Genomic DNA, 12,902 nt, shown 5'->3' on the forward strand with positions numbered 1-12,902 from the left:
AAGAAAATAATTATGATTTTACTTAATGCATTCATTTTTTTATTATTCCCCCCTATAAGGTTAAAAAATAAAATTTTATCCATCTTTGGATGCAATATACATAGAACTGCAAAAGTTGGTTTTTCTTTTATTTTAAGCAAACATATAGACATAGAAGAGAATTCTTTTATTGGAAGTTTTAATTTTATTTCAGTAAAAGGCCTTAAACTCAAAAAGAAAGCCTCTATATTGAAACTAAATTATATTAAGGGCCCTTTTTATGTTTATATGAACGAGAAAGCTTGTATCGGAAATATAAACAAGATTAGAAGGGCTCCAGATCCAATCTCGTGGGGTCACTCGATTTTAAGAATCGGAAAAAACTCTAAAGTAACATCAAGACATTTGTTGGATTGTACAAGACCAATTATTATTGGTGATAATACAGTGATAGGGGGAGAAGCATCTCAATTGTGGACTCATGGTTATGTACACCACCCATATAATTCGGACAGAGCAAGGGTAGATGGCTCTATCCGAATTGGTAACAACGTATATATTGGTTCTGCAAGTGTCATAATGCCTAGCGTAGAAATTCATAATTCTATTAATGTTGGAGCTCATTCAACTGTTTCAACATCCTTAAAAAATTCTGGTTTGTATGTTTGCCAACCACTGCGATTTATACCTTCTTCGTATGAGCAAGTATGCAATAAATACTCTAAGATAAAAAGAGAAAAAAACCCAGAATTAATATTAAATAAAAAACATAAAAGATAAATTGGTATATCAGATGCTCAAAAAGAAACTTATTGAAAAAATATTTAAAGAATACTTGGATATTATATTTAAAGAAGCAAATAAAAATGAAGATATAAATATTTATTTTTCACGTGGAACATTTAAGCACGATATTCGCTATTTTATAAAAACAGACCAAGGCCAGTCAGTCATAGTTAACTCTAATATTTTGCGTATTTTATTTAAACAGTTAGTTTCTGATTTATGTCTAGAACAAATTATTTGTTTAGAGCATAGAAAATATGTAAATAATACTCTAAGCAAAATAATTTATATTTGGGAGAAAAAATTAGCCCAATATAATAAGAAAATAAATGTAATTTTTGGAGGAGTAGATTACTTTGAGGTTTGCATGTTTCATTCAACAGCTAGCCCTAGTAGTAATATCAGCTATAGTGCATACTTTCATGAAAATTATACAATTGAATATGTGAAATCTGTTAGTGAAAAGATTTATCGTAGTATCAAAAATCCTATTTTGTTTGATCATTTATTCGTTTACGGCCCCCCCGCCTATGATATTTTAAAGGAGTTTACCCCTCCCCCTGCATTGCCAACTCCTATAGTAATGCCTCGTTTAAGGAATATCTCTAACCGTTTCAAGCAGCAATTGATAAAAACGACAGGGAAAACGAAGGTACTATATCTTGCTTTTCCTGATTATGATTATTTAGCCCCATTAACTTTCAGTAGTATTTTAATAAGTTTATCCGCGATTAGTTATGAGTATGATATTACTGTAAAGTACAAAAATCTAACCGTTGCAAAAAAATACAAGAAAAGAATGGGGGAATTATCTAAAAATTTAAATTTTGTTGACGGTGATGTTGTTGACTATTTAGTAAATAATGACATTGTCGTAGCTTTCAACTCTCTTTCATTCTATGAGTCATTACTATCAAGATCTTTAATTATAATTCCTATTTTTTCTGACACCGAACATGATAATAATATTCTTCAAGAATCTCCATCCAGTATCAAGGAAATATTCGATTTTCAATCTATAAAATTTGCAAAAAGTGAGTCTGAAATAATCAATATTATTCAAAAATTTAATAGAGATGAACATCTCGTAGTCTATGAAAAAGAAAAAGAAATGCGGGTGAAACTATTATCGAGAAAGTTTTATTATGATGAATAACGGAAAAATCATTGTAAATAGAATGTATTATTTTGCTATTTTGCTATTTTTAATTCAAATAATACACTTAATATTATTTACTACAGCACCAACATCTAGTGTAATGTTAACCTCTTTACTACTTTATATTTTTATATTTTTAAATTTTTTCATTATTAAAAAATCATCAATGACTTTGTCATTATTTAATATAAACGCTAATAAATTACTCTTCTTTTTAGTTCTTGGCGCATTAGGAAAACTAATAAGCAGGTACGATTATATTCAAGAATGGCTACAAGGTGGGCTCACATTATCAAGAAACTCTGAAATTGCGGGGAAAGGTGGTTGGTACAGTTATTTAAGCATCCTATTCTACCCAGCTACAATTCTATATTTCTTTGCTAATAAGGAAGTCTTACAGAAAAAATTTTACTTACTATGCAATGTTACTATTATCGCATTTTTGCTTATAGATTTTATCTTTGTAGGTACTAGAAATGTCCCTATATTTCTAATATTAATATACTTACTAACAAGAAAAAAACAATATAAGTTTAATGGAAAAACTTTTCTTACGTTACTTTTCTTGATAATAGGATTTTTAATAATTTTTGATTATACAACCACAACTAGGCTAAATGGCATTTTTTCTTGGCAAATCCATCTTCAAAATACTATATCAACGCAAGTTGTAGGGATAAATGAAACGACCCTAAAATTTTTGAACCATTATGCTAGTTTTTTATACCCCTTAATATTTCTGACTCATTATCTGGCACACTCCATTGGTGAACTAGTATACCTTTTATCACATGAATATTCCTTTGGTTCAAATGGCCCTATATATTTAATCTCAGAGTTTTGTACTGCAGGACTTTGTGATAAAGGCTATTACAATGATTTGATCCTATCCGAGAATATTCGAGCTGGTGTATATCAAACAATTTTTGGTTCACTATTTTATGATTTTGGTATTAGTATTGGAATTCTTATTTTTATTCTTATTTTTTCATTTAACTCATTATCTATCATCTTATCAAAAAAAATAGGAGTTATTAATTTTATGCTCCTAATAATACTTATACTTTCACCAATTGAAAATTATCTATATGGAGGTATGGGGCTAATTCAAATAGTGATGACCTATATCATATATTTAATATCTATAACTAAAATAAAATCCAATGGATAAATTAATTATCTTACTCTTACGAGCGGCATCTATTGGTTGCAAATTTATATTACTATTTGTTATTGCAAGACTCTTGTCTACTAGTGATGTTGGTATATATGGCCTTGCTACTTCATTTATAAATATCGCAATATTATTTGTAGGCCTAGATTACTATACATTTGCTCAAAGGCAATTAAGTCAAGGAAAAAACACTTGTCTTATAATTACAAATCAAATGGCATTATACCTAGTGCTTTATTTAGTATCCTTTATTTTTATTGCTGTTTTTTGTGGTCTAGAATATCTTCCTATAAGATATTTGATATTATTATTTTTGGTACTAGTAATTGAACATATAAATCAAGAAGTATCTCGCTATTTGATTTATAATGAAAAACAGAAAGTTGTTAGCGTATTACTTTTCATTAGGTCGGGTTTTTGGGCTATTTTATACGCTGCCTTTTTATATTTAACAGATTATAAAGATGTCATATTGCTATTTTATTTTTGGTTATTTGGAATTACCTTGTCATTATTAATATCGATAAGTCATTTAAATAATGAAATTAAATTTAAACCTAGCCTAGTACTGAAATCACATATAATCAAAGGTGTTACCTCTGCTTTACCAATTTTTTTTGCTGGCATATCCTTCAAGCTAATATTTTTTCTTGATCGATTTTTACTCAAATCCATCTCTGATGATGAAACTGTTGGGATATATGTTTTTTATATAACACTAACAATGAGCATACTTGGCTTTTTGGAACCTTTGCTATTCTCATTTTATTATCAGCGGTTGCTAAAATTTTTCAATCAAAATAAATTTCAACAATTTGGTTTAACGTTGAAAAAATTAATTTTTAGCACTCTAGCTATGAGTTTAGTTATCAACATAGGTATATTCTTTATCAGTGAGTATGTAGTATCAATAACTGGTAACGAAATTTTTATAGAAAATTATTCACTAGTGAATTATATATACTTTATAGTTATTTTTTATACTATATCCCTAATGGCTCATTATGTCCTATACTCTATAAATCTAGATAAAATTATTTTCAAATCACATATCACTGCATTGCTTGTTTATGTTCTCAGTTTCTATTTTCTAGAGCTAATGCATTCATCGTTCGCACTAGAATTAAAGCCAATTGATATAGTTTTTATATCAATGATATTGTCCCTATGTTGGATGATGCTAACTAGCATTCTTCCTATATTTCTTTACAGAAAATTATTTTGTAGAAAAAATTAATTGAGGTGGAATTTTGAATATAGTTTTTATCGAGAACCGTTATAAAACATTCTTATGGTCTAAAATAGCAAATAGCCTTAAATCCGATTTCCCTAATACCAAAATATCTTGGATTATCCAAAATAAACTATTCAAAAGACCCAAAGGTATTGATTTATACATTCCTTTCCCAAAAAAAAACAATCTATCTAGCGATAGGAAAGTTATCTTAGAAGACATTTATAAAATGGATAGAGGGAACTATTTATATAATAACGGAGGTTTACATTATAATTATTACTATGAGAAAATAAAAGAGCATCTAATTAAATTAAGGCCATCTATAATTTTCTCTGAGTGCACATTATTTCATGAATTAATTACAGCCAAGATATGTAATGAATTGAATATTCTATTTATTACGCCGTCATCTTCGCGTTATCCTGTTGGTCATTTTTCTTTTTATAAAAATGGAACTTTAATTCCATATAATAACAAAAAATTTGATGTTCAAGAATATGATATAAAACTAACTGAATCAATTTCTGAAAGAAAGCATGTCCCTGATTATATGAAAAAACCAACGGGGTTAAATTACCTATCTTTTAAATTAAAATTGTTATTAAATAACCTTACATCTTTACTGTCATGGATTTATGGTGAGAAATACAACACTCCATCACCCATAAAAAAAATAAAACTAAACAAGCTATTAAGGAAAAACATCGAGATTTGGGAATCGAATTACGCAGTCGATAAGAATAAAATTGAAGATTGGAGTAATGTTGTTTTATACCCATTACAAATGCAACCTGAATCCAATATTGATGTATGGGGATATCCGTTCAATGATCAAGCCGAAAATTTGAAACGACTATCTGACGCCATCCCTAAAGACAACATTATTGTCATAAAACCAAACCCAAAATCAAAATATGAAATAAATAACAAGCTATTAGAAACCATTGATCAATTAAATAATGTGGTTTGTTTATCCCATTCAGTTAATATGGATGAAATATTTAACCAAATAAATACAGTATATACTGTTACAGGTACTGTTGGTATAGAGTCTATACTTGCAGACAAAAAAATAATTACCGAGAGAAACACTGTATTACTTGGTTACCCTAATGTTTCTATTTTAGAAAAAAGTAACATTTTACATATCCCTGCTACTTATTCAAAATATCAACTAATAGCTAATATTAGAGGAAATTCTTTTTTGGGTTTAATATCCGACCCTATACATAGTAATTACTGTATATCCCAAGAAAACATCCTTAATATAACAAACGCAATAAAAAACAAATTCTTTAATAAAAGTGAACTTCAGCCCCATGAAAATAATACAGCTCAGTAAATACTACAAACCCTATTCAGGGGGAATTGAATCCGTTGTATCTGATATTTCGGAAAATATTGAAGTTGATAATAATGAAGTAATAGTAATTGCTAGTGACTCACAAAAATTACCTAAGCATGAAGTGATAAATGGAATAAAAATAATACGCTCCAAAGAAGTTTTCTCTTTATTCTCTACATCCATCTCACCTGGATATATTTACAATATGTTTAAGTATAGGTGCTGTGATATAATACATATACATCTACCTAATCCATTAGCTAATTTAGCTGTTTTTGTTTCATTTTTATTCGCGCGTAAAATTAAGATGCCAAAATTAATTATACATTGGCACAGTGACATTATTAAACAAAAAAAATCCTTATTGCTTTACACACCTCTACTTAATTGGCTACTATCTAGAGCAGATAAAATAATAGTAACATCCGAGTCTTATTTAAAATCTTCTGAGCAATTAAACGGCTTTAAGGATAAATGCGACATCATTCCTATTGGCATAAACTCTTTAGAAGATAAAGTTAATGATGATTTAGTTCTTACCATCAAGGAAAAATATAGAAATAAAAAAATAATTTTTACACTAGGCAGACATGTTTATTATAAAGGCTTCGAGTTTTTATTGCATGCGGCACCTAAAATATCAGATGAAACAGTCATATTAATTGGTGGTATAGGTCCTGATACCCCTAAATATAATAATCTTATATCTGACCTCAATTTAGAAAATAAAGTTTTCCTTATTGGTCGTGTTTCTGATGATGACTTGGCCAGTTACTATTATGCTGCTGATATATTTTGCTTTCCTTCCATTGAGAAGTCAGAGGCCTTCGGTGTTGCCCAGCTAGAAGCAATGTCACTTGGTATCCCTGTTGTATCTACTAACATTATCGGCAGCGGGGTACCATGGGTAAATTTAAACATGCATAGTGGTTTAGTTTGTCCTCCTCAAGACTCTTCTGCCTTAGTAGAAACGATTAATACAATTTTACATGATGATAATTTATTAACCTCTTTAGGCAAGGGAGCTAAAGAACGATATGTCAAATTATTCTCACTTCCTATTATGACAAAATCAATTAATTCACTTTATCACAATATAGTGAATAAAAATTAATCAGCCGTAGGGTTTGTATGAAAAATATTATTCCTGTTATATTAGCTGGTGGCTCCGGTAGTAGATTATGGCCTCTATCCCGCGAGTTGTATCCTAAGCAATTCATTAATTTAACTAGTAAAAATACTATGTTGCAAGAGACTGTGGCTAGACTCAGTCAATTAACTTGTCGAAATCCCCTCTTTATATGTAATGAAGCTCACCGTTTTATAGTTGCTGAACAATTGAGGCAATGCAATAGTTCTCACAATGGTATTATATTAGAGCCTCAAGGGCGGAATACTGCCCCAGCCATCACATTAGCCGCTCTAAAAGCTATTCAAGAATATGATGACCCTTTTTTACTTATATTAGCGGCTGACCATGTTATTACAAATGAACAAGCTTTTATTAATGCTATCGAAAATGCGATTATTGCTGCCAGCGAAGAAAAATTAGTAACTTTTGGTATTGTTCCAACCAGCCCTGAAATAGGTTATGGGTACATAAAAAAAGGAGCAGCTATTTCCGAAAATATTTTCACTGTGGATGCCTTTGTCGAAAAGCCTAATATTGATAAGGCCAAAGAATACTTGGCCACTGATAATTATTATTGGAATAGCGGCATGTTTTTATTTAAAGCTGAAAGTTATTTGAAAGAATTAAAGAATTATCAGCCGGATATATATAAACACTGCGATGATGCCTTAGCTAATTCAATACTTGATTTAGACTTTATTAGAATAAACCCAGAGTCATTCAGTAAATGTCCTGAAAGTTCAATTGACTATTCAGTCATGGAAAAAACTAAGCATACAGTTGTCGTACCTATGGATGCAGGTTGGAATGATGTTGGTTCTTTTGAAGCACTATGGAACGTATCAACTAAGAATAAAGATGGTAATGTTATTTTTGGAGATGTTCTTGCCGAATCAACAATTGATAGCTATATATATTCGCAAAACAAACTTATTGCTACAGTTGGTGTAAATAACCTTGTTATTGTAGAAACAAAAGATGCTGTTCTTGTAGCTCAAAAAAACAAGGTACAGGATATAAAAAAAATTGTTCATCAATTAAAAAAACTAAATAGAGATGAGTATCTACAACATAGGGAAGTTTTACGACCATGGGGTTCACATGATGAGATTGCTCGAGGCGATAGGTTCCATGTAAAACATATCATCGTCAAACCAAATAAACATATTACAACACAAATACATTATCATAGGGCAGAACATTGGATCGTCGTCAAAGGTACCGCGAAAGTATTCAATGGTAGCGAAAGTTATTTATTGACTGAGAACGAGTCCACATACATTCCAATTGGTGTACCACACTCCATCGAAAACCCTGGAAAAATTCCATTAGAGTTAATCGAAGTACATTCAGGAGCTTACTTGTCTGAAGATGATGTGATTCGTATAGAAAATAAACTCAAGGATAAATGATAACGATGGAACGCCTCACATGTTTTAAAGCTTATGATGTTCGTGGCCAGTTAGGCAATGAGTTAAATATTGACATTGCGTATCGAATTGGTCGAGCCTATTGCGAATATTTTAGTCCAAAATCAATTGTTGTAGGTGCAGATGTTCGTTTAACTTCAGAAGAATTAAAATCTGCTTTAACTAATGGGTTGCTAGATAGTGGTTGTGATGTTATTGACCTTGGTATGACTGGAACAGAAGAGGTCTATTTCGCTACTCAATATCTAGATGTTGACGGAGGAATAGAGGTCACAGCTAGCCATAATCCAATTAATTACAATGGAATGAAACTTGTACGGCAAAATGCTAAACCAATTAGTGGTGACACTGGATTACGCGAAATACAAAAAATCGCCGAGAGCAATTCATTTTCTCCTATATCTAATCGCGGCTCATACAAGAAATTATCGACATTAAATGCATATATCGATCATTTAATGTCTTATATTACGCTCAGAAACATCAAACCAATGCGGCTAGTTGTTAATTCAGGTAATGGAGCTGCTGGGCATGTTATTGATGAAATAGAGAAACGCTTTCGTGAGTTTAGTATTCCTGTTGAGTTTATTAAAATTCAGCATATTCCTGATGGAAATTTTCCAAATGGTATTCCCAATCCTTTGTTAGTAGAAAATCGTAAAGTTACATCAGATGCTGTTCTAAAGTACAATGCAGACATAGGTATCGCTTGGGATGGAGATTTTGATCGGTGTTTTCTTTTTGATGAACAAGGCCAATTTATTGAAGGTTACTATATTGTAGGCATGCTTGCAGAGGCTTTTTTACAAAAAGAGCAAGGTGCTAAAATAATTCATGACCCCCGTTTATTTTGGAATACAATAGATATAGTAACACAGGCATCAGGCATACCAATTATGTCCAAAACAGGTCATGCCTTTATTAAAGAACGAATGAGAGAAGAAAACGCTATTTATGGCGGTGAAATGAGTGCTCATCACTATTTTCGTGATTTTGCCTACTGTGATTCAGGGATGATACCTTGGTTATTGATCATTGAACTTTTGAGTACTAAAAATATAAAACTATTTGAAGCAGTTAAAAAAAATATTTATGCCTACCCATCTTCAGGTGAAATAAATTTAACCTTAGATGATCCTCAAAAATTCATTCAACACATATACGAATATTTTAAAAATAAAGCTTTGTATATTAATTATATTGATGGTATCAGTATGGAATTTGAATTCTGGCGCTTTAATTTACGTAGCTCCAATACAGAGTCTGTCGTGAGACTAAACGTTGAATCAAAAAATAATACTAAATTAATGGAAGAAAAAACCACTGAAATTCTTAATCTTATACATATATTTCACAATTAATATTTATACACATGATTTATTATTCATAATGAAACCTGATTATCACTTAAATTCAGCTCCCATAGGCGTATACTTAAAATAAGTCTGTGGTGAGGTAAATGAAAATGGCTGAAAATCAGATTCAATTCCAAAAAGGCATTTCTATTCATGAGTTTATTTCATTATATGGTCATGAAGAACAATGCCAGAAACAGGTGTTCGATATGTGCTGGCCTACGGGGTATCACTGCCCTCATTGTGGGCATGATAAGTATTGCCAGTTAAAATCTCGTCTCCTTTATCAGTGCAATCAATGCCATCATCAGACATCTTTGACGGCCGGCACATTGTTTTCTGCGTCAAAATCACCTTTAACTGTGTGGTTTTTGGCGATTTATCTCATGACTCAGGAGAAAAATGGGATTTCTGCACTTGAATTGTCACGTCAACTGGGCATTTCCTACAACGCTGTATGGCGTATGAAACACAAGCTAATGAAAGCGATGAAAAGAACGGGATGACGAAAAGCCTCTCGGCGGGTTTATTCAGCTTGACGACGCATATTGGGGAGGGGCTCAGCATGGCCCCCGAGGGCGAGGGGCAAAAGGGAAATGCCCTTTCGTTGCGGCGGTTTCAATGAATGAAAAGGGCCACCCTATGTTCATGCGTTTCAGCGTTGTGAAAGGGTTTAAGACCGAGGAACTTACCCGTTGGGCTAAAGTGCATCTTAAACCAAAATCCCTTGTTATTTCAGATGGACTAGCTTGCTTTCGGGGGATTGAGCAAGCCGGGACTTTCCATTTGTCCCTCGTCACCGGCGGTGGAGCGCAGAGTGTTAAGCTTCCTTATTTTCAGTGGGTTAACACAATGATTAGTAATGCAAAAAATTCGATACACGGAACATATCATTCGATTAGCAAAAAGTATTTACCTCGTTATCTTGCCGAATTCTGTTTCAAGTTTAATTGGCGCTTTAACCTTAAAAAAACATTCGAACAGCTTATTTATTCATGTATCCGGGCAGCACCTATACCTGAGTATTTACTCAAGCTAGCTGAGATTCGATGGTAATCAGGAAATCTTATCCCCCGTTACTTTTTGTTAAGACAAATAAAAGTATTTTAAAATCAGTACAATAGATAAGATTACTGAATATTACAAGCGTTCTGTGAGCCAATAACCTAGTGCGGTAGCTTTATCCAATGATTTTGAATATGTTGATTCAGGTTTTTCATTTCTATAATGATAATGCCAGAAAATTTCTACATATTAAGGACGTTAGTGCATGGATGGCTAAGATATGGCAAAGTCCTCCTTTCAGGAGGCTAGATGCCACATAAACACAACGCCAAACACCGACATCATAATCCCTAAAGCCCGATACACCATTACCAGCTGGGCTGAATATGAAACCGGACTTAAGCAACGAGGGAGCATGACGCCCTAGATAACCCCGGAAGCGATTCAACACTGGGCTGCCACAGCGCGTACCATGCTAGGCAGAAGGTCTGATGGCTTCGGTTTTCTCGCTGATGTTACTGGCACTAGTCATTCCTGATCACATTATCGTCAGCCGGCAGGCGATGTCGTTACCCCACAGCCAATGTTTATGCCTGAAGGGCCGTTAGACATCCTCATTGACAACACAGGGCTTCAGGTCAGTGGCTGCAGACAAGCACAAAGCAAAGTCCCGACGGGGCTGGCATAAGCTGCATCTGTCGGTCGATACCACGACGTTTTCCGTAGTGGCACATACGCTGACAGAGCAGAATGTGGATGACCCGTCACAAGTTGCGCCCCTGTCCGACCAGGTTGAGGCACCAATAGCCCAGGTGACGGTGGATGGTGCCTATGATGGGGCACCCGTAGGCGGAAATCGCACAACGCGACAGCCAGATACGGGTAGTTATCCCTCCGCGGTCAACGGCAGTCCCCGACAGCACAGACCCATCCAGAGAAACCGGCACCTGGCATGTATCTGGGAACAGGGGCGGCTGGTATGGCAAGCGGGCACTGGTCGAGACCATAATAGCATGTTATAAGACGCTGATTGGCCCGCGCCTGTATACACGGAGTTTTGCGGCGCAAAAAACAGAAGGTGCCATAGGAGTGGCGGTACTGAATCAGCTGTTACACTGCCGCATTCCGTCCGCAAGGTGGAGAAAGCCGCCTGACCCGTTGTTGGGGAAAGGAGGATTTCTAACCACCACCTATCCATACACCAATGCCCAGAAGAACGTCTTGTACTAACAGGATAAATACAACTGTAACAAGTTAAGTAGAAATAATGACCATATTAATCACCGGCGGAGCCGGCTATATCGGCTCACACACAGTATTAACGCTTCTGGAAAGAGGATTTGACGTTACTGTTATCGATAATCTCTGCAATTCATCACCAGAATCACTTAGCCGTGTTGAAAAACTCACTGGTAAATCCGTGAAATTCTATCAAGGTGATGTACTTGATTTAGATTTACTGAATCAAATCTTCCAAGAAAACAAAATAGAATCTGTAATTCATTTCGCGGGCTTAAAAGCCGTTGGTGAATCCACCAGAACGCCACTTGAGTATTATCAGAACAATGTTACAGGCACTTTAGTTCTGTTACAGGCGATGCATGCCAATAGTGTACATCAACTGATTTTCAGTTCGTCCGCAACGGTTTATGGTGATCCTGAGTTTGTCCCACTAACTGAAAATGCCAAAGTGGGTGGTACGACTAACCCTTACGGCACCTCAAAACTAATAGTTGAGCAGATTCTAGAAGATTTTGCAGCATCTGAACCAGATTTCAAAATCACTAGCCTGAGATATTTCAATCCCGTCGGTGCACACCCATCAGGTTTGATTGGCGAAGATCCTAATGGTATTCCTAATAATTTGTTACCTTATATCACCCAGGTTGCTATTGGTCGTCTGGAATGTTTATCCATTTATGGCAACGATTATCCAACTAAAGACGGTACCGGTGTTCGTGACTATATTCATGTGATGGATTTGGCTGAAGGCCATATTGCCGCCATTGACTATTTGGATAAACAGCAATCCTATGAAGTTTTCAATTTAGGAACTGGGGTTGGTTACTCTGTACTTGAACTACTTCATGCTTTTGAGAAAGCCGCAGGTAAAGAGATTGCACATAAAATTACAGATAGACGCCCTGGAGATATTGCTGAATGTTGGTCTGATCCATCCAGAGCCTATGAGATTCTCGGCTGGAAAGCAACACGCAATATTGACGATATGATGCGCGATAGCTGGAACTGGCAGAAGAATAACCCCAATGGTTTTCGCTCTCATTAAGGTGTATGTTTAT

At 34.1% G+C, this 12,902-nt stretch carries 9 protein-coding genes and 2 pseudogenes; all 11 read left to right on the plus strand.

All coding sequences use genetic code 11. From position 1 onward, the window contains the following. Nucleotides 1–12 precede the first annotated feature (12 nt). The 11 genes and pseudogenes from ACGF7G_RS01295 to galE all read left to right on the plus strand — a co-directional run bounded on the left by ACGF7G_RS01295 (nucleotide 13) and on the right by galE (nucleotide 12,889). Nucleotides 13–759, plus strand: coding sequence for a DapH/DapD/GlmU-related protein (locus ACGF7G_RS01295; protein WP_051769559.1), 747 nt, complete (start codon nucleotides 13–15; stop codon nucleotides 757–759). Nucleotides 760–772: 13 nt separating this feature from the next. Then, entirely contained in the window at nucleotides 773–1,921 is a 1,149-nt protein-coding gene (locus ACGF7G_RS01300; protein ID WP_387463034.1) for a hypothetical protein, read from the plus strand. After that, nucleotides 1,911–3,095, plus strand: a complete 1,185-nt coding sequence (locus ACGF7G_RS01305; protein ID WP_387463036.1) for a hypothetical protein — start codon at nucleotides 1,911–1,913, stop codon at nucleotides 3,093–3,095. The genes ACGF7G_RS01300 and ACGF7G_RS01305 overlap by 11 nt, the downstream gene beginning before the upstream one ends. Further along, nucleotides 3,088–4,335 (plus strand): oligosaccharide flippase family protein, encoded by a 1,248-nt coding sequence (locus tag ACGF7G_RS01310; RefSeq protein WP_387463037.1) that lies wholly within the window; start codon nucleotides 3,088–3,090, stop codon nucleotides 4,333–4,335. Before ACGF7G_RS01305 ends, ACGF7G_RS01310 begins: the two co-directional genes overlap by 8 nt. Nucleotides 4,336–4,348: 13 nt before the next feature. After that, a complete protein-coding gene (locus ACGF7G_RS01315; RefSeq protein WP_387463039.1) occupies nucleotides 4,349–5,677 on the plus strand; it encodes a hypothetical protein in 1,329 nt (442 codons plus the stop codon). Next, nucleotides 5,655–6,794: a glycosyltransferase gene (locus tag ACGF7G_RS01320; RefSeq protein ID WP_387463041.1), complete on the plus strand. Its 1,140-nt coding sequence runs from the start codon at nucleotides 5,655–5,657 to the stop codon at nucleotides 6,792–6,794. The genes ACGF7G_RS01315 and ACGF7G_RS01320 overlap by 23 nt, the downstream gene beginning before the upstream one ends. A gap of 17 nt (nucleotides 6,795–6,811) precedes the next feature. Then, nucleotides 6,812–8,224, plus strand: a complete 1,413-nt coding sequence (locus tag ACGF7G_RS01325) for a mannose-1-phosphate guanylyltransferase/mannose-6-phosphate isomerase (protein ID WP_387463042.1) — start codon at nucleotides 6,812–6,814, stop codon at nucleotides 8,222–8,224. Between the two features lie 5 nt (nucleotides 8,225–8,229). Beyond that, nucleotides 8,230–9,603 carry a phosphomannomutase CpsG gene (locus ACGF7G_RS01330; RefSeq protein WP_387463044.1) on the plus strand — a complete coding sequence of 458 codons (1,374 nt, stop codon included), beginning with the start codon at nucleotides 8,230–8,232 and terminating at the stop codon, nucleotides 9,601–9,603. Nucleotides 9,604–9,707: 104 nt separating this feature from the next. Continuing rightward, nucleotides 9,708–10,653 (plus strand): annotated as a pseudogene (locus ACGF7G_RS01335) (IS1595 family transposase). A gap of 364 nt (nucleotides 10,654–11,017) precedes the next feature. Continuing rightward, nucleotides 11,018–11,748 (plus strand): annotated as a pseudogene (locus ACGF7G_RS01340) (IS5 family transposase); the annotation flags it as partial. Nucleotides 11,749–11,869: 121 nt separating this feature from the next. Further along, nucleotides 11,870–12,889 (plus strand): UDP-glucose 4-epimerase GalE, encoded by a 1,020-nt coding sequence (gene galE / locus ACGF7G_RS01345; protein ID WP_387463046.1) that lies wholly within the window; start codon nucleotides 11,870–11,872, stop codon nucleotides 12,887–12,889. The last annotated feature ends 13 nt before the right edge of the window (nucleotides 12,890–12,902 follow it).

The organism is Photorhabdus sp. RM323S (assembly GCF_042879375.1).
Classification (GTDB): Bacteria; Pseudomonadota; Gammaproteobacteria; order Enterobacterales; family Enterobacteriaceae; genus Photorhabdus; species Photorhabdus tasmaniensis.

What these genes read in the sequence shown, in the direction of transcription:
- ACGF7G_RS01295 (WP_051769559.1), top strand. Translation starts at nt 13, where the DNA reads ATGATTTTACTTAATGCATTCATTTTTTTATTATTCCCCCCTATAAGG.
- ACGF7G_RS01300 (WP_387463034.1), top strand. Translation starts at nt 773, where the DNA reads ATGCTCAAAAAGAAACTTATTGAAAAAATATTTAAAGAATACTTGGAT.
- ACGF7G_RS01305 (WP_387463036.1), top strand. Translation starts at nt 1,911, where the DNA reads ATGATGAATAACGGAAAAATCATTGTAAATAGAATGTATTATTTTGCT.
- ACGF7G_RS01310 (WP_387463037.1), top strand. Translation starts at nt 3,088, where the DNA reads ATGGATAAATTAATTATCTTACTCTTACGAGCGGCATCTATTGGTTGC.
- ACGF7G_RS01320 (WP_387463041.1), top strand. Translation starts at nt 5,655, where the DNA reads ATGAAAATAATACAGCTCAGTAAATACTACAAACCCTATTCAGGGGGA.
- ACGF7G_RS01325 (WP_387463042.1), top strand. Translation starts at nt 6,812, where the DNA reads ATGAAAAATATTATTCCTGTTATATTAGCTGGTGGCTCCGGTAGTAGA.
- ACGF7G_RS01330 (WP_387463044.1), top strand. Translation starts at nt 8,230, where the DNA reads ATGGAACGCCTCACATGTTTTAAAGCTTATGATGTTCGTGGCCAGTTA.
- galE (WP_387463046.1), top strand. Translation starts at nt 11,870, where the DNA reads ATGACCATATTAATCACCGGCGGAGCCGGCTATATCGGCTCACACACA.